The organism is Janthinobacterium sp. SUN033 (assembly GCF_030397595.1).
Taxonomy (GTDB): Bacteria; Pseudomonadota; Gammaproteobacteria; order Burkholderiales; family Burkholderiaceae_D; genus Janthinobacterium; species Janthinobacterium kumbetense.
The window spans coordinates 1502585-1524563 of record NZ_JAPQNV010000001.1 but is presented as its reverse complement, the minus strand read 5'-3'; the positions used below and the strand labels follow the sequence as shown (position 1 = coordinate 1524563).

The window sequence follows — 21979 nt, the reverse complement described above, 5'->3', positions numbered from 1 at the left end:
CGTCATGACCTAGCCTCGGCCTGGCGTCCTGGCGCCGCCGTGCGCGTGACAAAGCGTGTATTTTTGGTAATTTTCAAGTGCTATGCTCGGAACGCATGTTGCGGGGCAAGTTCCCGGTCCGCAAGGCCATGCCGCCAGGAGAATGCATGAACAGCTCACCAATGCCGCCGCGGATACTGATCGTCGATGACGAGCTGGCGCATGTGCGCGCGCTGTGCGACACCTTGCGCGGCCAGGCCTACGACACAACGGGGCTCGCCTCGGGCGAGGCGGCGCTGTCGCTGCTGGCCGTCGAATCGTTCGACCTGCTGCTGGTCGACCTGATGATGCCGGGCATGAACGGCATCGCCGTGGTGGAAGCGGCGCGGCAGATCGATCCCGACCTGGCCTGCATCATCATGACGGGCGAAGGCACGATTGCTTCGGCCGTGCAGGCCATGCAGGCGGGTGCGCTCGATTACGTCGTCAAGCCGTTCAAGGTGTCGGGCATCCTGCTGATACTGGCGCGGGCGCTGGAAACGCGCCAGTTGCGCATCGCCAATGCGCGCCTGGAACTGCTGCTGCGCCAGCACACGGCCGAACTCGACGCCATGAACAAGGATTTGCAGCTGGCCCGCGAAGTGGCCGAGCGGGCGAATCAGGAAAAGACCAATTTCCTGTCCAGCATGAGCCACGAGCTGCGCACGCCGCTCAACGCCATCCTGGGCTTTTCGCAGATGCTGACGTCCGATTCCATCCCCTCCACGGCGCAGGAAAGAAAAACCTTTGCCTCGCACATCTTCGGCGCCGGCCGGCATTTGTTGACCTTGATCAACGATATCCTCGATATCGCCAGGATCGAGTCGGGCAATATGTCGCTGTCGATGGAGCCCGTGGACCTGGCCGGCATCTACCACGAATGCTGGCAAATGATGGAGCCGCTGGCGCACAAGCGCGGCATCACCCTGACGTTCGTGGAAGCGGTCGGCCTGCATGTGCTGGCCGACCGCACGCGCCTCAAGCAGGTGCTGATCAACCTGCTGTCGAACGCCGTCAAGTACAACCGCGAACAGGGCGAGATCCACGTCGATTGCCAGCCCGTCGATGCGCGCCGGCTGCGCCTGTCCGTGCGCGACACGGGCGCCGGGTTGAGCGCCGCGCAGCTCGAGGCGCTGTTCCAGCCCTTCAATCGCCTGGGACGCGATGCGCGCGACGAGGAGGGCACGGGCCTGGGACTGGTGGTCAGCAAGCGCCTGGCCGAAGCCATGCAGGCCAGGCTCGGCGTGGCCAGCACGCCGGGGCGCGGCAGCACCTTCTGGCTCGACATCGCCAGTTGCCCGGCGCGCCAGCCGCTGCAGGAAAGCCCGCGCCCGCCCGCCATTGCCCGGCGCGCCGAGCCGATAGCGTTGCCGGAGCGCAAGACGCTGCTGTATGTGGAAGACAATCCCCTGAACGTGACCCTGGTGGCGGGCCTGATCCATTTTCGCCCCGATCTCGACCTGTTGTCGGCCGGCGACGGGCAAACGGGCCTGGAGATGGCGCGCCGCCACCTGCCGCAGCTGATACTGATGGATATCGATCTGCCCGACATCAGCGGCACGCAAGTCATGCAGCTGCTGCGCGCCGATGCCCGCACGGCGCATATTCCCGTCATCGCCCTGACGGCCGTGGCGGGTCCCGGCGATGTCCGCCAGGGGCTGGCGGCCGGTTTTTACCGTTATCTCACCAAGCCGGTCGACGTGGTGGCGTTTTCCGAGGCCGTCAACAGCGCGCTGGAGTTGGCCACGGCGCAGTGCAGCGCATGAGCGGCCCGACGCCAGCGCGGCGGACGGTCTGGCTGGCGGCCGCACTGCTGCTGGCGGTGCTGGCCGCCATCGCCCTCTGGCGGCTGTTTGCCCGTCCCGCGCCGCCGCCCGTCCCCGTGGAAGAGCTGCGCCTGGCCGTGAACGCGGAATACGTGGGCAGCTGCCCCGTGCTGGCCGCGCACGGGCAGGGCTATTTCGCGCGCGAAGGCATCCACGCGCGGCTGCAATCCTACTCGTCGGGCAAGGCGTCGCTGGAAGCCGTGTTGCAGGGCCAGGCCGACCTGGGCACCGTGTCCGATATTCCCGTGGTGCTGGCGAGCCTGAAGAACCAGTCCGTCGTCATCATCGCCAGCATCTTCGAGGCCGAACGCGACCACGGCATCGTGGGGCGCCTGGACCGCGGCGTGTCCACGCCCGCCAGCCTGAAGGGCAAGCGCATCGGCGTGACCCTGGGCACCTCCGGCCAGTTCGCGCTGGACGCCTTCCTGAACCGCCAGAAGCTGCTGCCCGGCGAAGTCACCCTGCACAACTACGCGCCGGACCAGCTGGCCGCTGCGCTGGCGCGGGGCGAGGTCGATGCGGCGGCCGGCTGGGAACCGTTCCTGACGGCCATGACGCACGCCATCGCGGGCAAGGCGGCCATCTTCTATGGCGAGGACGTGTATGCGGGCCTGTTCAACGTGGCCGGCGCGGGCGATTACGTGCGTGCGCACCCGGCGACGATGCGCAAGGTGCTGCGCGCGCTGATCGCCGGCGCGCGCTTTTGCCAGGACGAACCCGACGCCGCGCGCGCCCTGTTTGCCAGGGCGTCGCCCGGCGAAGCTGCGCGCCTGCAGGCGGCCTGGCACGGTTATCAGTTTGGCGTCGTGCTCGACCAGGGCTTGCTGCTGGCGCTGGAAGATGAGGCGCGCTGGGCCATCAAGAACCGCCTGGGCGAGCGCGGCGACATGCCGAACTTCCTCGACGCCGTCTACCTGGACGGCCTGGAAGCCGTGGCGCCATCGGCCGTGACGGTCATTCATTGAGAGGGCCACCGTGAAAATCGTCACGCGCTTCAAGCTGGCCCAACTGTTTTGCGTGGTGCTGGTGGCCATCATCGTCGCCGTGCTGTTCTCCACCACCATGGCGATGCAGCGCGAACTGGCGAAGAACAAGGCGGCGGCCGATATCCTGCAAGCCGTCACGTCGCTGCGCTACCTGTCGATCGAATACGCGCTGCACCATGGCGCGCGCACGCGCGCCCAGTGGCAGCTGCGCAGCGAGTCGCTGTCCACGGGCCTGCTGGCCACGCCCGCCTTCAACGGCGACGAAGAGCGCAAGCTGCTGCGCGAATTGCAGGGCGACCTGGCCGGCGTGGGCGGCCTGTTCGAGCTGTTTGTCGCGAATCACCGCGAGCTGGGGCAGGACCCGCAGCGGCGCGAAGTGCTGGGCGAGCTGGAAGCGCGCCTGTCGGGCCAGATCATGGGCAAGGTGCAGGGCATGATCTCGGACGCGATGCGGCTGTCCGAATTGAGCCGGCAAGGCGTGCTGGAGGCGCAGCAGCAAGCCAACGTGGCCGTGATGCTGTTTGGCGGCATGATCATCGCGCTGGTGGCCGGCTTGATCTACTTCACCATGACCAGCGTCACGGGACCGCTGGAAAAGCTGCGCCAGGGTACCCTGATCGTCGGCGCCGGCAAGCTCGATTTTGCGCTCGGCGTGCACACCAAGAATGAAATCGGCGACCTGGCGCGCGCCTTCGACGGCATGACGGAAAAGCTGCGCCGCACCACCGTCTCGCGCGACGAGCTGGCGCACACGAATGCCGCCCTGGAAACGCAGATCGCCGAACGCCAGCTGGCCGAGCGCAAGGTGCATGAACAGCTCGAGCGCCTGAACCTGCTGCAGCAGATCACGCGCTCGATCGGCGAGCGGCAGGACTTGCGCAGCATCTTCCAGGTGGTGGTGCGCAGCCTGGAAGAGCAGCTGCCCATCGATTTCAGCTGCATCTGCCTGTATGAGCCGTCGCAGCACGCGCTGCAGGTGACGTGCGTGGGCGTGCGCAGCGAGGCGCTGGCGCAGTCGTTCATGATGAGCGAACACGCGCACATTCCCATCGACGAAAATGGCCTGTCGAGCTGCGTGCGCGGCAAGCTCGTGTATGAAGCCGATATCGCCGATGTGGCGTTTCCGTTTCCGCAGCGGCTGGCGCAAGGGGGGCTGCGCGCCCTCGTCATGGCGCCGCTGCTGGCTGAAAACACGGTCTTCGGCATCCTGATCGTGGCGCGCCGTGCCGCGCACAGCTTCACCAGCGGCGAATGCGAATTCCTCAGCCAGCTGAGCGAGCATGTGGCGCTGGCCGCCAACCAGGCGCAGCTCTATGGCGCGCTGCAGCGCGCGTATGACGATTTGCGCCAGACCCAGCAGTCGGTAATGCAGCAGGAGCGCCTGCGCGCGCTGGGGCAGATGGCCAGCGGCATCGCGCACGATATCAATAACGCCATTTCCCCCGTGGCCCTGTACACCGAGTCCTTGCTGGAGACGGAAACCAATCTCAGTCCGCAGGGCCGGCATTGCCTGGAAGTCATCGAACGGGCCATCGACGACGTGGCCGCCACCGTGGCGCGCATGCGCGAATTTTACCGCCAGCGCGAACCGCAACTGGCGCTGTCGCCCATCAATGTCAACCTGGTGGTGCAGCAGGTGCTGGACTTGACGCGCGCGCGCTGGAGCGACATGCCGCAGCAGCGCGGCATCGTCATCGCCCTGCGCATGGAGCTGACGGACGGGTTGCCCATGCTGCCCGGCAGCGTGGGCGAAATCCGCGAAGCGCTGACGAACCTGGTCTTCAACGCCGTCGACGCCATGCCGGAAGGCGGCACCCTGACCGTGCGCACGGCCTGCATCGGCGCGTCAGGCCAGGCCGGGGTACGGCAGGTGCAGGTCGAAGTGGGGGACACGGGCATCGGCATGGACGAGAATACGCGCCGCCGCTGCCTGGAGCCGTTTTTTACCACCAAGGGCGAGCGGGGCACTGGCCTGGGCCTGGCCATGGTGTACGGCATGATGGAGCGCCATGGGGCCGGCATCGACATCGTCACGGCGCCGGGGCAGGGCACGGCGGTGCGCCTGGCGTTTCCCGCCTGCGCGGAAGGCGAGGGGGTCGAAGTGCCCGACACGGCCCACGCTGTGCCGCCGCGCCTGCGCATCCTCGTGGTGGACGACGACCCGATGGTGCTCAAGTCCCTGCGCGATATCCTGGAAATCGACGGCCACGACGTGGTGTCCGCCGATGGCGGCCAGGCCGGCATCGACTGTTTCCTGGCCGCCTGCGACAGGGGCGAGCATTTCGCGGTGGTCATCACGGACCTGGGCATGCCCCACGTGGACGGGCGCAAGGTGGCCAGCGCCGTGCGCCAGCATTCGCCGGCCACGCCCATCATCATGCTCACGGGCTGGGGCCAGCGCCTGGCGGCCGACAGCGACTACCCGGAACACGTCAACTGCGTGCTGGGCAAGCCGCCCCGGCTGAAGGAATTGCGGCGCGCCTTGAACATGGTCATTTCGACGGGGTAGGGCCGTGCCGGCGGTCCGATGTAAAAATACAATCAGAATCATTATCATTCGTGAGTCTGATAGATGAGTCTCCGTACTATCTCTCTTGCCGCATGAGCAATCGCTGGCGGCCCGCCTGTTTTACGGGATACGGGGGATGGGTGCTGCAACGCCTGCTGTTACGGCTGCTCAACAAAACAGAAGCGCAAGACGTGGCTTCCGAAACAGTCGTGCGCATTCTGCACACGGGACAGCTGGTAGCCATCCGCGATCCTATCTGAGTATGATGGCTGAGAGCATCCTGCTGCTGCAATGGCGGCGCCGTGACCTCGAGCGTGCGGACAGTGAGACCCTGCCGCTGCCGCCGCAATGTACTGGTTTTTTTGGGCGAGGAGCGAATTATTCCGTAAGGGAGAGGTCTTATTTTAGGTCTATATATGTCTGTACGACACCCATATTTTGGGTGCCATGATTAATTACTATTGTCAACGGAGGGGGGTATGTCATCCGGAAATCAATATACCCCATCGACAGACGCGCCAATGCCAACTGAGGTGCTAGAAAGAAACGATGCCAATACCAAACGCATAGAAAACGTCAATCACCTCGCATCATTGGCATACAAAATTGCCATTGCTATTGGCGCTATCGTCGTATTTTCATATTTATTTTCAATTAAATTTTTCCCTTCCGCCTTGGCGCCAGGCGAGATAATTTTGTTTGTATTTATTGCGTTGGCCTTCAGTTTTATATATGGAATACTCTGGATTTATGGAACTTTTTCTGCTTTATGGTTACTGCAGATTGTCAATTACATAAGATACAAGTGCCGGTTCAGGCGTAAGAAATTATCGCCATTTCGTCCATTGCGATATATCCAGGAAATAGCGGCCCTTCCGACTTCTCGCTGGTGGCCCCGTTTGCGTTGGATTCCAAAGAAAATACGTCAATTTCGCAAGGGGGCGACGAGAAATAGCAGGACTCCACTCAATAAGCTGCCAAGTCCGCTGCGCGGCTTTTTTTCAGTATTATTTTCCCTCGTCGTGTTCATCGTGATGTTGAGTCTGGTTCTCGTCAAAGGCTTGATGGTTTTTACCTTCTTATTAATCGGCTGCTTCCTGGCTGGATTTTTCACCTTGCTGATGCTGATTACGGTGACGTCAAGCGAGCAGCCAGACGCGGTTACGCGCCAATCCATACGTTCAGTCGTTTGGTGGCAATATGCTTTTTTCTTTTTTTTGCCACTTGCCTTTGTGCTTTTTTACTCCGGACCCATGACATTGCCGCAGATGGCTTTCAATGCCATGGGTATTCGAAGCTCGAATGTAAGTATTGAGGTAGCTGAGGCGGAATTGGGTACGATTGAACGCGCCACCGAATTTATAGGCAGACCTATTCTGGACTGTCGTAGAACTGCAGAGGGGCGATTGCTATTGCATGGCGCTGATGTAATGTGGACAGGCATAGGCGCTATCTTTCTTGTGAGCTTCAGCCTGCGAGGGCCGGATCGCTCCACTATCTTCGGTACCGAGCAGGTGGTGCGAAGAAAAATTTCCCTTCGATTCGACTCGGTTTCATTGCGTGTCATTACCAGCAGTCCTGCGATGGATATTTGTTTCGATCTTACGCATGACCTTGGACTTGAATCGCGTGGCGAGGAGTTGAACGCTGACATTCTGGAGCGGCTGCACGACGTACTCTTGACAGTTCGTGGCGCGGGTGTTCCGCGCAGCATTTTGGTCCTTGTGCAAGGCGTTCGCCAGAATCAGAATGTACTACTTCCCAACGATAAAGATGGCAATAAGTATTTTCAGCAGTCGCAGTTACGTGCCCGGGTAGTTGCCAATGCAATCAGGAAGGTAATGAATGACGACAATATCAAGATTGTGTCGGAAGCAGGGTTGATTGCTGGAGTTGAGCCTGATCGGGTCTTGGCTGGGTCATGCACACCCGATGTCCGAACGAGTTCATTTGATTGGAAACCATGCGATGCTCCGAATTTTCATGTTGAATTGCACGTGAAATACGCGACCGCGCACACGGACGAGCTTAGATAGGCATGAATCGTGTTGCTACCAGTGCCCGTCCTGCGTGTACGCTAAATACTGGCTGCTACGTTAAAACCGGTACGTCAACGTCCCCCGCACGCTGCGCGGGACGCCATACGTGCCTTGCGCGTAGGTGTTGATGTTGATGTACTTCTTGTCCAGCGTGTTTTCCACGTTCAGCTGGGCCGTCAACTGGCGCGACAGCTGGTACGTGGCCATCAGGCTGACTGTGCTGTAGGCTTCCTGCGTCACTCTTTCCTTGCCGTTCGGGCCTTCGTCGTCAAAGTAGAACTTGCTTTGCCAGTTGACGCCGCCGCCCACCGTGAGGTCGGGCTTTACCTTCCAGGTGGTGAACAGGCGCGCCGTCGAGCGGGGCGACAGGGTGTTGATATCCTGTTGCTCGCGGTCCCTGGCGCGGAAGTGGCTGGCGCTGGCCGTCACGTTCCAGTCCGGCGCCAGGCGGCCAGACAATTCCCCCTCGATGCCGCGGCTGGTGGCGCCGCGCGCCGCGTAGTACGCCTGCGTGGTGGTGCCGGGAATCCTGTGCGCGCCGTCCGGCTGGGCCAGCTTATCCTGTTTGATTTCAAAGATGCCGATGGAACCGTTGGCCCGGCCCCCGGCCAGTTCTCCCTTCAAGCCCACTTCCATGCTTTGCCCCGTCAGCGGGTCCAGCCAGGCGCCCGTGCGGTCCTGGTTTTCCTGCGGGCGGAAGATGTCCGTGTAGCTGGCATACATCGAATAGGTGTCGTTCAGGTCCACCACCACGCCCGCATACGGCACGAACTTGCTCTTGGCGAAGGCAAAGCGGGCGCTGCCGTCAAAGCCGATGCGGTCCTTGTCCCAGCGGCTCAAGCGCCCGCCGAGTATCAATTTGGTGTTGTCGGCAAGGTTCAGGCGCGCCGCGCCATACGCGCCATATTGCTTGGTCGTGTATTTTTCCGACAGCACGAGTTCGCCCCAGGCCGGCTGCGGGTAGCTGCCATCCCAGGCGAGGAAATTGCCGATCGGTTCAGGGTCGAGCGCTTCCTTGACGCTGAACTCGGCGTGCTGCACCGTGTAATTGGCCCCGACGATGACTTCATGCTGGCGTCCGCCCAGGGTAAACGGGCCGGACAGCTTCATGTCGGCGCTGCTCTGGTCGCGCGCGCCGATGTAGCGGTTCGGGTAGCCGAGCATGCCCAGGCCCGTGATTCTATCGGGCCGCTCCGCCAGGAACACCAGCGGCGTGTCTTCCGTGTGCTTGCTGTACATGGCTTGCGCCTGCGCTTTCCAGCCCTGGCCCAGCGCATGTTCGACGGTGGCGTGCACGTTCGTCTGTTCCGTGGCCCAGGCGGCCCAGCGGGGTGCCGTCGTGACGGACCGGTCGAAATCGGTGCGCGTGCCGTCGCTGTACCACAGGGGGAAACCGCCCCAGTTACTACCTTTCGGGTCGTTCTTCTGGTAGCTGGCGCCCAGCATGGCCACGGTGCCGGGCGCCAGGTCCGCCTCGACGGTGGCGTAGACGAGCTGGCGCTGGTTCGAATAGCCATTGGTAAACGACTTGCGGTCTTGCCAGGCGCCGGCCACGCGGCCGCGCACGGAGCCATCCCCGTTCAACGGCGCGGCCAGGTCGAGCGTGCCCCGGTAATCGCTCCACGAGCCGGCCGCCAGCGACCATTGCCCTTCGAATTGCCTGGCGCTGGCCCGCTTGCGCACCAGGTTGATCGAGGCGGACGGGTAACCGGCGCCCGTCAGCAAGCCCGTGGCGCCCCGCGTCACTTCCACGCGGTCGTAGATCAGCGAATCCATTTCCGACTCGCCGCCCGAATACTGCACCTTATACGTGGTGGGCACGCCGTCGTACTGGAAATTGTCGACGTCGAAGCCGCGCGCGGAAAAGGTGCTGCGTTCCGTGTCGAACTGGTTGACGGCGATGCCGGGCGTATTGCGCAGCACGTCGCGCACCGTCAGCAAGTCCTGGTCGTCCATGCGCTGGCGCGTGATGACGCTGACCGATTGCGGCGTCTCGCGCAGCGACAGCACCAGGCCCGTGGCGCTGGCCGTGGCCGGCGTCGTGTACGAGCCCGTGCCTTCCGTGCTCGTGCTGCGCTCGGCCGTGGCGCGCACGGCGATGCCGGGCAGGGTGGCAGCGTCGGCCGCCGAAGGCAGCTTGCGCACGGCGTAGTGGCCGCCGCCCTGGTCGACAGCGTATAAGCCGCTGCCATCGAGCAGGCGGGCGAAACCGTCGGCCACCTGGTAGTTGCCGTTCAAGCCGCGGCTGTTCAAGCCCGCATACAGGCCGGCGGCGCCGGAAATGCTGACCCCGGCGTCGGCCGCAAACGCGGACAGGACGGCACCGAGGGGGCCGGCGGCCACCTGGTAGTGGCGCGCGGGCGCCTGCTGCGGTTGCTGCTGGGCGGATGCGGGCGCGGTCAAGGCCAGGCTGCCCAGCAGGGCCAGGGTGATGCTGGTGTGGCGGTAGTGCTTCATTGCTTGTTTCCCTTCGTTCATGTGTTGGTCCTGTGTGGATTGACGGGGCACATGACGGAAAGGGACATTGTTCTCAAAAATTTTTATGCGGGCTCGACAGAAATCCACCAACGGCCGTGGCGCCGCACGCGGATGGGCAGCGACGCTTGCAGCAGGGCCAGCAGGGCGTCCGTGTCGCGCAGCTGGTACACGCCCGACACGCGCAGCCGCGCCACGGCCGGATCGCAGCGCACCACGCCGTGGCGGTAGCGGGCCAGCTGCGCCAGCACCTGCTCCAGCGGCGTGTCGTCCGCGTACAGCAAGCCCTTGAGCCAGGCGGCTGCGTGCGGCGCCAGCGGCTGCGGCGCGCCGGCGGCCGTTTCATCGAAACTGGCTTGCCAGCCCGCCTGCACGGTGACGGGCCGGCCTTCGGCGGGCCGCACTTCCACGGCGCCCTGCGAGACGGCCACGTGGGTGCGCGCGCCCAGCAGGCTGTCGTCCTGGCGCACCGTGAAGCGCGTGCCCAGGGCGCGGATGCTGCCGTTGCTGGTGCGCACGATGAAGGGGCGCCCGAGGGGATCGGGGCTGGTCGCCACGTGTATCTCTCCGCCGCGCAGCTGTAGCAAGCGCAGGGATGCGCCGAAGGCGACATCGGCGGCGCTGGCCGTATTCAGGCTCAGGCCGCTGCCGTCGGCCAAGGTGAGGTGGCGGATTTCGCCTGTCGCCGTGCGCAGCTCGGCCGTCCATGCCTGCCATGGCGCCACGCGCAATATGGCCCAGCCGGCCGGTCCGGCGACGATCAGCACGGCCAGGGTCTTCAGGATGGCGCGGCGCTGCGCGCGGGCCGGGCGGTCCAGCACTTGCCTGGACAAGGGCATGGCCAGCGGCGGGGGCAGCATGCCGAAGGTGCGGCACACTTGCTCGGCCCGCTGCCACGCCGTCTCATGGTCGGGGTGGGCGGCGCGCCAGCGGGCCAGCCCCTGTTGCGCGGCAGCGTCGAGTTCGCCGCCTTGCAGGCGCATCATCCAGTGCGCCGCTTCGCGCGCGGCGCGTGCATCGAGGGCCGCGCTCATGTCAGGCCAGCAGCAGGATGCATTGTTCGAACGCCTGCACCATGTAGCGCTTGACGGTGCGCTCGCTCACCTTCAGGCGCGCGGCGATGTCCGCATACGCCATGCCTTCCAGCTGCGACAGCAGGAAGGCCGTGCGCACCTTCGCCCCCAGGCCGTCGAGCATGGCGTCGATCTGGTGCAGGGTTTCCAGGATCAGCAAGCGGTCTTCCGCCGACGGCGTGACGGGGGCGGGCAGCTGCGCCAGGGTGGCCAGCCAGGCCTGTTCCAGCGACTGGCGGCGGTAATGGTCGATCAGCAGGCGGCGCGCCACGGTGGTCAGGTAGGCGCGCGGCTCGCGCAGGGTGACGGCGCGCTCGCCGGGCGTGGCCAGCAGCTTGATGAAGGTATCCTGCGCCAGGTCGGCCGCGTGGTCCGTACAGGACAATTTGCCGCGCAGCCAGCGCAACAGCCACGGATGGTGCTGGCCATACAGCTGACTCAATGACATGGGGCTTTGAGAATCGGCGGCAGGCGATACGGCATATGTCACGGCACACTCCAGGTTGGCGCGGAAGTCCCGTGCCGCTGGCGCATGCAGGCTCTTCTTAAATGCGAATGGTTCTCATTTTACATTGACGTGCCCGAATGTCAATGCGGCAGCCGGATTGGCATGGCAATCATGGGCTTTCCGCTATACTGGCCCCCCAATATTGCTGCCCCTGGCCGAAAAACACCATGGACCTGAGTACCCACGCCGCCGTCGTCAATTGCGAAGCGTATCGCGACGGCAAGAAGATCGCGCACTTTGATATCGACAAGGTGGGCGACTTCCTCGGCGACCCCGATTGTTTCGTGTGGATCGGCCTGGCCAGCCCCGACGTCACGGCCATGCACGCGCTGCAATCGGCCTTCGGCCTGCACGAACTGGCCGTCGAGGATGCGCAGGGCGCGCACGAGCGCCCCAAGCTGGAAGAGTACGGCGACACCCTGTTCATGGTGATGCACACGGCCACCCTGGATGGCGAGGCCATCGTCTACGGCGAAACCCACGTCTTTCTCGGCCCCCGCTTCATCATCACGGTGCGCCACGGCGCCTCGGCTGGCTATGCGAAGTTGCGCGAACGCAAGGAAAGCGTGCCCGAGAAGCTGGCCAGCGGCCCCGGCTACGTGCTGTATTCCATCATCGATTTCATCGTCGACCAGTACCAGCCCTGCATCGACCATCTGCAGGCACGCTTCCAGCACCATGAACTGCAGCTGTTCAAGCCCAGCTTGAGCGAAGACAAGCTGCAGGATTTCTACCAGCTCAAGACGGAGCTGCTGAAGCTCGACGCGGCCGTCAACCCCCTGCATGACATCTGCACCCAGCTGATCCGTTTCCATGGCGATATCGTGCCCAAGGAAAACCGCATCTATTACCGCGACATTCTCGACCACGTCAAACGGGTTACGCATACGGCGGGGCAGATGCGCGAGCTGGTCAATTCGGCCATGCAGGTGGCGCTGGGGCAGATTTCCATCCGCCAGAACGAGGTCGTCAAGCGTCTGGCCGCCTGGGCCGCCATCCTGGCCGTGCCCACCATGGTCTTCAGCCTGTACGGCATGAACTTCGAATTCATGCCGGAGCTGAAGTGGCGCGGCAGCTATCCGGCCGTGATCGTCGTCATCATCGCCGGCTGCTGGTGGCTGCACCGCCGCCTGAAGCGCGAAGGCTGGCTGTAGCCGGCAAGCTTACGCTGCGGCCAGCGCGCTTGCCGCCTCCAGTATCAGCGCCGCCACTTCCACGGGGCGCGAAGCCAGCGAGGCGTGGCTGGCGTTCAGGGTGATGACCTTTCTCGCTTGCAGGCGCGCCGCCATGCGCTCCTGGTTGACGGGGGAAATCATGCGGTCGGCGCTGGACACCTGGTACCAGCTGGGCTTATGTTTCCAGGCCGGGTCGCCGACGGTGTCGCCGAAGGTGCTGGCCAGCGGCGCCTTCTGCACCACGCCCAGCACGGCGCCTTCTTCCGCGTCGAGGTCCTGGCAAAAGCTGTCATGGTATTGCTCGGGCTTGACCCACAGATAGCCGTCGCTGTCGCCTTCCAGGCTGGCTGCGCCCAGGGGCGGGTGTTCCTGCGTGATGCTGCCCGGGCTTTCGCCCGCGTCGGGGGCAAAGGCGGCGATGTACACGAGGCCCGCCACATTCGGTGCATTGCCGGCCACGCTGATGACGGCGCCGCCGTAGGAGTGTCCCACCAGCAACACCGGGCCATCGACCTGCGCCACCATCTTGCGTGTGCGCTCGGCGTCGTCGGCCAGCGACGTCAAGGGCAGTTCGACGGCGCGGATGGCCGTGTGGCTGTGGCGCCGCAATTCGACGATGACGCGGCTCCAGTGGGCGGCGCCGCCCCAGAAACCGTGGACGAGGACGATGGTGGCTTGCTTGCTCATGCGGAACTCCTTGGGACAAGGGAAACGGAGAAGACCGCGCCGTGTTCGAAAAGGCACTGCGCGGCGGCTGGCTGCACGCCTATTGTAGACCTTCCCAGCGCATGGCCTCGATGGCATCGACCACCGTGCTCTCGTACTCGATGAAGAAATCGCTGTGGAAGCCGTTGCGCATTACCAGGTGGCTGCTGCCGGGCAGGGCGGCGGCCAGGCGCTCGCCGTCGGCCAGGCGCAGGGGCCGGATAAAGTCGAGTACTTCCTGCGCGGCGGCCCGGGTGGCGGGATCGGCTTGCAACAGCCATGGAAACAGGTTGCGCAAGGTGCCGGGATCGACGGTGACGACCAGCGCCGGCACGCGCACGCGGCGGTAGTCGGGCGAAAAATTGTGCGCCGCCACGTCCATGGCCCTGGCGATGGCGGGCGGCGTGTTCGGCCGCACCGAACCGTCGGGCAACACTTCCAGCGCATCGCGCCAGTTCGCTTCCAGCGCGGGCCACCATTGCTTGTTGATGCGCCTGGCATAGGCGATCGAGGCGTCCGGCGATGCCAGGTCGGCTTGGCCGGGCGGCGGTTCGTCATAGGGCGTCGGTGCGGGTTCTTCATAGCCGCCGCTGGCCAGGTAATCGAAGGTCGTATCCAGGTAGGCGAGGCCCCGCACGCGCCGCGGGTGGCTGCCCGCGAACAGGGTCAGCTCGTTGCCGGCGATGGAATGCCCGGCCAGGATGATGCGCGGCACCTTCAGTGCGTCCAGCACGGCCAGCAGGTCGGCCACCAGGGTGGCGGGAGAGTAGCTGGCGTCGCTGGCGGGCGTTGGCTTGCTCGACGAACCGTAGCCGCGCCGCGTGACGGCCAGCACGCGGTGGCGGCGCGCCAGCGCGGGCGCCAGGCTGTCGAACGCATGCGCATTGGCGCCCAGGCCGGCCAGCAGCACGATCACGTCGTCGCTGCCGCCCCGTGCCGATGGCCAGTCGCGCACGTGCAGGCTGACGCCGGGGGCGACGCCGATCTGCCGGTCCGTCACGGCGGAGGCGCGCGGCAGCGAACTGCCGCCGCATGCGGCGAGGCCGGCCAGCGCCGTCATCCCCGACAGAAAGTGCCTGCGGGCGTGGAAATGCGCGGGGGCGCCGGGTGTCTTGCTCATGCTGTACTCCTGGTGTGGGTAAGGGCATGAGCAGTGTCGCCGCCGCGCATGAAGCGTGGATGAGGGGCGGGTGAAGGAAGGCTGAAGGCCCGCCGGCCGCGCTAGTGCGACACCAGCACCGGCAACGTCGTCTCTTGCAGCACCGTGCGCGTGACGCCGCCCAGCAGCGCTTCGCGCAGGCGCATGTGGCCGTAGCAGCCCATCACGACCAGGTCGCAGCGCCGCTGCGCAGCCATGGTCAGCAGGGCCGTCCCCACGTCCTGGCCCGGCGGCGTGTCGTGCTGCAGCACCTCGACGTTGACGCCATGGCGCGCCAGGTACAGGGCCAGGTCGGCGCCCGGCTGCTCGCCGTGCGCGGCCGGCTGGGCGTGCGAATTGACGACGGCCAGGGTGACTTGCCGCGCCTTTTGCAGCAGCGGCAGCGCATCGGTGATGGCGCGCAGCGCTTCGGCGCTGCCGTTCCAGGCCAGCAGCGGATGCTGCGCGGCGCCCGCCGGCGCGGCGGAGGGCGCGTGCGGCACCATCAGCACGGGCCGGCCGCAATGGAGCATCAGGTATTCGGCCGTGCCGGCGATGACGCGCGACGGCGTATCCTGCGCATCCGTCTGGCCCAGGATCAGCAAGTCGCAATAGCGCGCCTGCAGCAGCAGCGCGCCTTGCGCGTCGTCGTCGACGAAGCGCGTTTCGTAGGCGCCCAGGCCTTCCTCGCGCGCGATGCGCTCGAAGTCGTGCAAGGCTTCGCTGGCCTGGGTGCGCAGCGCCTGCATCTGCGCCGGCGCAAACTGCAGCGCGTTGACGCCGCCGCCATATGCATAGCGCGAGATGCCGCTCATGGCCGAACCGATCAGGTGCGCCCCTTCGGCGATGGCCAGGCGCACGGCCAGGCGGATGCGCTGGGCGCAGTGGCGGGAATTGTCGACGTGGACCAGCAGGGTGGTGTAGGGCATGGCGTTTCCTCGGTTGTCAGTTGTCAGGTCTGCAGCACGTAGCTGCCCGGCGCGTCACCCAGGTCGGGGCCCATGGCCGGCGGCGCCACTTGCGCGCCCGCTTGCTGCGCCAGCCAGGCTTGCCAGGCGGGCCACCAGGAACCGTCATGGTGCGGCACGTCGCGCTGCCAGCTGTCCGCGTCGACATAGGGCGCGTCGTGGCGGTGCGTGGCCAGCTGGTAGCTGCGGCGCGGCTGGCCCGGCGGCGAGACGACGCCCGCATTGTGGCCGCCCGAGGTGAGCAGGAAGGTGACGTCCGTGTCGGTCAGCAACTGCAGTTTGTAGACGGAGCGCCACGGCGCCACGTGATCCGTCAGGGTGCCGACGGCAAAGATGGGCGCATCGATGTCGGACAGGGCGATGTGGCGGCCTGCCGTGCGGTAGCGGCCTTCGGCCAGGTCGTTGTGCAGGAACAGGCGGCGCAGGTATTCCGAATGCATGCGGCAGGGCATGCGCGTGGCGTCCCCGTTCCAGGCCATCAGGTCGCTGTCCTGTTCATCTTGTCCCAGCAGGTAGTGGTTCAAGCGGCGCGACCAGATCAGATCGTTCGAGCGCAGTAACTGGAAGGCGCCCGCCATCTGCTTCGTATCGAGGTAACCCTGCTTCCACATGGCCGCTTCCAGGAAGCTGACCTGGCTGTCGTCGATGAACAGTGACAGTTCGCCCGGCTCCTTGAAGTCCACCTGCGAGGCCAGCATGGTGAGGCTGGCCAGGCGCGCATCGCCGTCGCGCGCCATCGTCGCGGCGGCGATCGCCAGCAGGGTGCCGCCCAGGCAGTAGCCGGCCGCGTGCACCTGCGGCGCGCCCGTGATGCGGGCAACGGCGTCGAGCGCATCCATCACGCCCAGCTGGCGGTAGTCTTCCAGCGACAGTTCGCGGTCTTCTTCCTGCGGGTTTTTCCAGGAAATCATGAACACCGTGTGGCCCTGGCCCACCAGGTAGCGCACCAGCGAATTGTGCGGCGACAGGTCGAGAATATAGAACTTCATGATCCAGGCGGGCACGAACAGCAGCGGCGTGGCATGCACGCTCTCCGTCGCGGGCGCGTACTGTATCAATTCGATCAAGTCATTGCGGTAGACCACCTTGCCCGGCGTGACGGCCACGTTTCCGCCCACCTTGAACGTGGCTTCGCCGGCCGCGCCGGCGCCCATGGCGGCGCGCTGCCAGTCGTCGGCCGCGTGGACCATGCCGCGCGCCAGGCTGGCGCCACCGCTCGCGAGGGTGGCTTGCTGCACCACGGGATTGGTCAGCAGGAAGTTCGACGGCGCCAGCATGTCGAGCCACTGGCGCACGGTGAACGTGACGACATCCTCGTGGTGCGGCGAGACGCCGCGCACGCCCGTGGTAGCGCGGTGCCACCACTGCTGCTGCAGCAGGAAGCCCTGGTAGACGAGATTGTAGGGCCAGCGTTGCCAGGCCGGGTCGTCGAAGCGCCGGTCCTGCGGCAGCGGCGCGATGCACGGCGGCTCGGCGGCGCCGCCGGTCAGGGCCGATTGCCAGGCATATTGCTGCCAGCGGCCGATCTTCTTCCACGCCTCCTGTAGCAGCGTTTGCTGCTTCGACGGCGCCAGCGCCAGGTGGCTGAGCCAGTCGGCATACGCGTTGCCCAGCGCGGCCGGCGAAATGCCGCCCGTGAACTTGCCCAGCCAGGCGTTCAGCAGCAGGTCGAGCGTGGCGCCTTCCGGCGCGCTTTCCGGATAGCCGGGAACCGGCACGCCTTGCCAGGCGCTGCCCAGGCGCTCATGTGCAAACTTTTGCTCCGCATTGCTCGACTGCGTCTTGTTCATCCGGGGCTCCCGTCATTTTTTTACAGGATAGCAAGAGCTTGTTCAAAAAATTATGATCTACATCAAGTTTGGCCGGATGCCTGCGGCCGGCAACCTGCCGCCGGGATGGCAGAGTCCGTTTGTTGCATATATGAAATGCATTCCAACGAATTTACTGATTGCAATGATTAAAGTTGAATTTTTCATGCGGCGATACCCGGATTTGATGGCGGCGCCAGCCTCCAGTGCCCCATTCTACACTCTGTCAAGGCGGATTTCTTTGCGCCACGATGCATGCTGGCAAACCAAAAAAATTGTTTCTTTTTGGATTTATTTATTGTATTTGGTAAATTTATGCAGCAAAATGCCATTACAGCCTGACCAGCAGGCGTGCAGGCCGTTCAAGCCGGCGGGACAGGCTGGTAACCGGAATCGAGGAGAGGGACATGCTTACGAACTGGATGACAAGCGGCAGGGCAGATGCCTGCAGGGGCAATACGGCGTTCAGGCGCGGCATGGCGCGCGATACCGCGGGCGCTGTGCGACCGGCCCTGGGCCGCCTGCAGGTGCTCGCCTACCTGGCGCTGCTGTTGGCCGTGCTGCCCGCCGCAAGCTGCATCGCCATGGGACGCGCCGGCGTGCCGGTGCTGTTCAGCACCGCGTGCGGCGTGGTGTCGTGTGCGGCCGGCGGCGATGTGTTCTAGCGCGTGGCCTGCGCTTCCTCGCAAATCCATGCCATGAATGCCTGCACGGCAGGGCGCGCGGCTGCGTCGGGCCGCGTCACCAGGTAGTAGGCAAAGCGCGCGGGCCACGGCAAGTCCAGCACTTGCACCAGGCGCCCGGCGGCGATTTCTTCCTGCGCATACAGCTGCGGCACCAGGGCCAGGCCCTGGCCCGCCTCGGCCGCGCGTATCAACAGAAAATCATCTTCGAAGGCCGAGCCGCGCAGCGCCCGCGCCGCATCCTCGCTGCCGTCCGGCGCGCCATGCGCGGCCAGCCACAGGGACCAGTCGGCGCGGTCCGTATCGTGCAGCAGCGGGTAGCGCAGGCAATCGGCCGGCGTGGCGATGGGCGGCTGGCCCGCCATCAGGGATGGACTGGCGACGGGCACCAGCACGGGCGCCATCAAACGCGTCACCTGCAAGCCCGGATAGTCGCCCAGGCCGTGGCGCAAGGCCACGTCGACCCGGTCGCGGCGCAGGTCGACCAGCGCGGATGTCGCTTCCACGCGCACCTCGATATGGGGATGGCGCTGGTTGAAGCGGCCCAGGCGCGGCACCAGCCACGCGGCGGCAAAGGTGGCGACCGTGCTGACGGTGAGCGTCTGGCGCGCGCCCATGTCTTCCAGCGCCTGGCTGGCGCCGGCGATCTGCGCGAAGGCGCCCAGCAGGGCGGGGTGGACCCTGGCGCCCGCCTCGGTCAGGCGCAAGCCCTGGCGTTCGCGCGTAAACAGGGGCATGCCGACCCGTTCTTCCAGCAGGCGGATCTGCTGGCTGACGGCGCCCGACGTCACGTGCAGCGCTTCGGCGGCCGCCTTGATGCTGCCGCGCTGGCCCACTTCGACAAAGGCGCGCAGCGCCTGGAGCGGTAAAGGATGCGTCATCGATATAGTTTTTCTAAAGTTAAGCGCGAAAAAACATCGTTTCTGTTTCGCTCTTGGAAAACGCATTATAGGGGAGTTCGGCGTTCTTTTGACGTCGAGTAAAACTATATCGATAGGATCTCCATGTTACTTTCACATCGGCAGCTTTGCCTGCTTTTGCTGTGCACCACGCAATTCGTTGCCTTGCTCGATTTTTCCATCACCATGATCCCCTTGCCGCAAATCCAGCACAGCCTGGGCTTCACGCCCGGCGGGCTGCAATGGGTGATCAATGCGTATGGCGTGGCCATCGCCGGCTTCCTGCTGCTGGGCGGGCGCGCGGCCGACCTGTTTGGCCGCCGCCGCGTCTTCATCGCGGGGCTGTTGCTGTTCACGGCCGCCTCCTTGCTGGGCGGCTTTTCGCACAGCCCGGCCATGCTGGTGGCCACGCGCGCACTGCAGGGCTTCGGCGCCGCCATGTTTTCGCCTGCCGCGTTCTCGCTGCTGCTGGCCGTGTTTCCCGAGCCGGCGCAGCGCAACCGGGCGCTCGGCGCCTGGACGGCCGTGGCGGCCAGCGGCTTTGTCGCGGGACTGATACTGGGCGGCTTCATCACGGACCTGCTGGGCTGGCGCTGGGTGCTGTGGATCAATGTGCCCGTCGGCTTGCTGGTGCTGGCCCTGTCGCCGGCCTTGCCCCAGGGCCGGCCCGATGCCGCCGCGGCTGGCGGCTCGCTCGACGTGTGGGGCGCGCTGCTGGTGGCGTCGGGCGCGGCGACGCTGGTGTTTGCCTTTGCCAATAGCGAGCATGTGGGATTGGCGCATCCACTCACGTTTGCCCTGGTCGCGCTGGCGCTGGCCTTGCTGGCGCTGTTCGTCTGGGTGGAGGGGCGCGTGGCCACGCCGCTGATGCCGCTGGCCGTCTTCCTGCGCCGCTCGACGGGCGGCGCGAATATCGTCTCCCTGCTGGCCAATACGGCCCTCGGCCCCACCTTTGTCGTCGTGGCGCTGGCCATGCAGGAAGTGCTGGGCTTTTCCGCCACGCGCACGGGACTGGGCTTGCTGCCGATGGCCGTCGCCTTTACGCTGGCCAGCGCGTGGGCCGGACCGGCGCTGATCGCCCGCTGCGGCACCAAGCCCGTCATCGTTGGCGGCATGCTGCTGTTCATCGGCGGCCTGGCCATGCTGGGCGCGTCGCTGGCCACGCTGGCGTCGTGGGCCGCCTCCATCCTGCCCGGCACCGTACTGGCCGGCATCGGCTATGGCCTGGCGTTTCCCGCCTGGACGGTGGCCGGCATCGACGGCGTGCCGGAAGCGGACCATGGCCTGGCGGGCGGCATGCTGACGACCACGCAGGAAGTCGGCTCGGCCGTCGGCCTGGCCGTGGGCGTGGCGGTCAGCATCGCCGTGCTGGCCGGCGGCGGCACGGCCGCGCAAGGCTACAGCAGCGCCATCCTCGTTTCCGCCTGCCTGGTGGCGGCGGGCCTGGCCTGCGCCATCGCCATCCTGCCCGGCAAGGCCGCGCGCCAGGAGGCGGCGTCATGATGGAGCTCTATACCGACAGCTCGCCCAACGGTTTCAAGGCCACCATCGCGCTGGCCGAACTGGGCTTGCCCTATCGATTGCGCCATGTGCGCATCGAACAGGGCGAGCACCGCTTGCCCGCCTTCCTGACCCTCAATCCGCACGGGCGCATTCCCGTGCTGGTCGACCACGACACGGGCATCACCGTGTTCGAGTCGGCCGCCATCCTGCTGTACCTGGCGGAAAAGACGGGGCGTTTGCTGCCGGCGCAGCCACGGCAGCGCTGGGCCGCCATCACCTGGCTGCAATTTCACGCGGCCAGCATGGGGCCGATGCTGGGCCAGCGCGTGCATTTTGAACTGGCCGACGGCGGGGCGGATGTCGTCGCCACGGCGCACTTCCGCCACTTGTGCGACGCGGCGCTGGCCACCATGGATGGCCGCCTGGCGGACCACGCTTATCTGGCCGGCGACGACTATTCCATCGCCGACATCGCCAGCTTCGGCTGGCTGCACATCGCCGACCTGGTCGGCTTCAAGCTCGATGACTGGCCGCACGTGGCCGCCTGGTACGCCCGCGTGGCGGCCCGTCCGGCCGTGCAGCTGGGCATCACGCTTCCCGCGCCCGCCACGGGTGCTTGACCTACATCAAGGAACAATATGACGATCGATACCGGCGGCGCGTCCTCGCACGCGTTTGCCCACCATGCAGGCTACCGCCGCATGTTCGCGCCCGGCGCGCTCACCCTCGGCATTTATCTGCCGCTGCGCTTTTACCAGGGCGACATGCAGGCGCTGGCCGGCCAGGAGGACCTGGTCGCCGCCATGGACCGGCAAGGCTTTGCCGCCGCCTGGGTGCGCGACATTCCCCTGTTCGACCCGCGCTTCGGCGACGCGGGCCAGCTGTTCGACCCGTGGACCTATCTGGCGTATCTGGCGGCGCGCACGGACTCGCTGGCCCTGGCCACGGGCAGCGCCATTTTCACCCTGCGCCATCCCATCGACCTGGCCAAGGCGGCCGCCAGCATCGACCAGCTGTCGGGCGGACGCCTGGTGCTGGGCACGGCGTCGGGCGACCGGGCCAGCGAATTTCCCGCGTATGGCGTGCCGTATGCCACGCGCGGCGCGCGCTATGCGCAGGCCGTGCACATGTTCCGCCAGCTGCTGCGGGCAGGTCCCGCCAGCATCGACGGCCCGCTGGGCAGCCTGGCGGGCCTCGAACTGCTGCCCAAGCCCGTGGCGGGCGCCATTCCCCTCGTCGTCACCAGTTCCTCGGGCCAGCCGCTGGAGTGGATCGGGCGCCACGCCGATGGATGGCTGACGTATCCGGAAGCGACGGATACGCCGGACGGGCCGCGCCGGCTGGCGGACAAGATCCGCGCCTGGCGCGCCTGCATACCCGATGGCGGCTTTCGCCCGCACATGTGCAACGAGTGGCTGGACCTGGTGGACGACCCCGATTATCCGCGCACGCCCGTGCGCAGCGGCTATGTGCTGCGCACGGGACGCAAGGGCTTGATCGACTTGCTCGGTGAATGGCGGGACGCTGGCGTCAACCATGCGGCGCTGGGCATCCAGCATGGCCAGCGCCCGGCCGCGGAGGTGCTGCAGGAACTGGCGCAGGAAGTGCTGCCGCATTTTCCCTCGCATGCGGCGCCGGCCAAGGCCGTGCCGCGCTGGTGAAGGCG

17 protein-coding genes are annotated in these 21979 nt (G+C 65.7%); 9 read left to right on the top strand and 8 right to left on the bottom strand.

The window, feature by feature from the left end:
- Positions 1–146 precede the first annotated feature (146 nt).
- The 4 genes from OX460_RS06925 (at position 147) to OX460_RS06910 (ending at position 7375) form a co-directional block, all read left to right on the top strand.
- The gene (locus OX460_RS06925; protein ID WP_289898184.1) at positions 147–1784 is read left to right on the top strand and encodes a response regulator; all 1638 of its coding nucleotides are present in this window, start codon (positions 147–149) and stop codon (positions 1782–1784) included.
- Complete coding sequence (locus OX460_RS06920) at positions 1781–2809, top strand: NrtA/SsuA/CpmA family ABC transporter substrate-binding protein (protein ID WP_289898183.1); 1029 nt, start codon at positions 1781–1783, stop codon at positions 2807–2809. Before OX460_RS06925 ends, OX460_RS06920 begins: the two co-directional genes overlap by 4 nt.
- A gap of 10 nt (positions 2810–2819) precedes the next feature.
- Complete coding sequence (locus tag OX460_RS06915) at positions 2820–5339, top strand: ATP-binding protein (protein ID WP_289898182.1); 2520 nt, start codon at positions 2820–2822, stop codon at positions 5337–5339.
- A 479-nt stretch (positions 5340–5818) separates the two neighbouring features.
- Positions 5819–7375, top strand: a complete 1557-nt coding sequence (locus OX460_RS06910) for a hypothetical protein (RefSeq protein WP_289898181.1) — start codon at positions 5819–5821, stop codon at positions 7373–7375.
- Positions 7376–7435: 60 nt separating this feature from the next.
- On the opposite strand, the gene OX460_RS06905 is transcribed toward OX460_RS06910, so the two are convergent.
- The 3 genes from OX460_RS06905 to OX460_RS06895 all read right to left on the bottom strand — a co-directional run bounded on the left by OX460_RS06905 (position 7436) and on the right by OX460_RS06895 (position 11416).
- The gene (locus tag OX460_RS06905) at positions 7436–9856 is read right to left on the bottom strand and encodes a TonB-dependent receptor (protein ID WP_289898180.1); all 2421 of its coding nucleotides are present in this window, start codon (positions 9854–9856) and stop codon (positions 7436–7438) included.
- A gap of 62 nt (positions 9857–9918) precedes the next feature.
- Entirely contained in the window at positions 9919–10887 is a 969-nt protein-coding gene (locus OX460_RS06900; RefSeq protein ID WP_289898179.1) for a FecR domain-containing protein, read from the bottom strand.
- A gap of 1 nt (position 10888) precedes the next feature.
- The gene (locus tag OX460_RS06895; RefSeq protein ID WP_289898178.1) at positions 10889–11416 is read right to left on the bottom strand and encodes a sigma-70 family RNA polymerase sigma factor; all 528 of its coding nucleotides are present in this window, start codon (positions 11414–11416) and stop codon (positions 10889–10891) included.
- 185 nt (positions 11417–11601) lie between these two features.
- Here OX460_RS06895 and OX460_RS06890 point away from each other — a divergent pair, with 185 nt between their 5' ends.
- Positions 11602–12588 carry a magnesium and cobalt transport protein CorA gene (locus OX460_RS06890; protein WP_289898177.1) on the top strand — a complete coding sequence of 329 codons (987 nt, stop codon included), beginning with the start codon at positions 11602–11604 and terminating at the stop codon, positions 12586–12588.
- A gap of 9 nt (positions 12589–12597) precedes the next feature.
- Here OX460_RS06890 and OX460_RS06885 read toward each other — a convergent pair whose 3' ends face one another.
- The 4 genes from OX460_RS06885 to OX460_RS06870 all read right to left on the bottom strand — a co-directional run bounded on the left by OX460_RS06885 (position 12598) and on the right by OX460_RS06870 (position 17210).
- Positions 12598–13296: an alpha/beta hydrolase gene (locus OX460_RS06885; protein WP_289898176.1), complete on the bottom strand. Its 699-nt coding sequence runs from the start codon at positions 13294–13296 to the stop codon at positions 12598–12600.
- A 79-nt stretch (positions 13297–13375) separates the two neighbouring features.
- Positions 13376–14434 carry an alpha/beta fold hydrolase gene (locus tag OX460_RS06880; protein ID WP_289898175.1) on the bottom strand — a complete coding sequence of 353 codons (1059 nt, stop codon included), beginning with the start codon at positions 14432–14434 and terminating at the stop codon, positions 13376–13378.
- 101 nt (positions 14435–14535) lie between these two features.
- Complete coding sequence (locus OX460_RS06875) at positions 14536–15381, bottom strand: universal stress protein (RefSeq protein ID WP_289898174.1); 846 nt, start codon at positions 15379–15381, stop codon at positions 14536–14538.
- Positions 15382–15404: 23 nt separating this feature from the next.
- On the bottom strand, positions 15405–17210 hold the full coding sequence (locus OX460_RS06870) for an alpha/beta fold hydrolase (protein WP_289898173.1): 1806 nt from the start codon (positions 17208–17210) through the stop codon (positions 15405–15407).
- A gap of 425 nt (positions 17211–17635) precedes the next feature.
- On the opposite strand from OX460_RS06870, the gene OX460_RS06865 reads away from it, so the two are divergent.
- The gene (locus tag OX460_RS06865) at positions 17636–17893 is read left to right on the top strand and encodes a hypothetical protein (RefSeq protein ID WP_289898172.1); all 258 of its coding nucleotides are present in this window, start codon (positions 17636–17638) and stop codon (positions 17891–17893) included.
- Here OX460_RS06865 and gcvA read toward each other — a convergent pair.
- On the bottom strand, positions 17890–18792 hold the full coding sequence (gcvA, locus tag OX460_RS06860) for a transcriptional regulator GcvA (RefSeq protein WP_289898171.1): 903 nt from the start codon (positions 18790–18792) through the stop codon (positions 17890–17892). The two genes, OX460_RS06865 and gcvA, sit on opposite strands and share 4 nt — an antisense overlap.
- Positions 18793–18915: 123 nt before the next feature.
- Between gcvA and OX460_RS06855 the strand changes: the two genes are divergently transcribed.
- Genes OX460_RS06855 through OX460_RS06845 form a run of 3 tightly spaced genes read left to right on the top strand, consistent with a single transcriptional unit; the run spans position 18916 to position 21974 of the window.
- The gene (locus OX460_RS06855) at positions 18916–20313 is read left to right on the top strand and encodes an MFS transporter (protein ID WP_289898170.1); all 1398 of its coding nucleotides are present in this window, start codon (positions 18916–18918) and stop codon (positions 20311–20313) included.
- Positions 20310–20933 carry a glutathione S-transferase family protein gene (locus OX460_RS06850; RefSeq protein ID WP_289898169.1) on the top strand — a complete coding sequence of 208 codons (624 nt, stop codon included), beginning with the start codon at positions 20310–20312 and terminating at the stop codon, positions 20931–20933. The genes OX460_RS06855 and OX460_RS06850 overlap by 4 nt, the downstream gene beginning before the upstream one ends.
- Positions 20934–20951: 18 nt before the next feature.
- Positions 20952–21974 (top strand): LLM class oxidoreductase, encoded by a 1023-nt coding sequence (locus OX460_RS06845; protein ID WP_289898168.1) that lies wholly within the window; start codon positions 20952–20954, stop codon positions 21972–21974.
- Positions 21975–21979 lie beyond the last annotated feature (5 nt).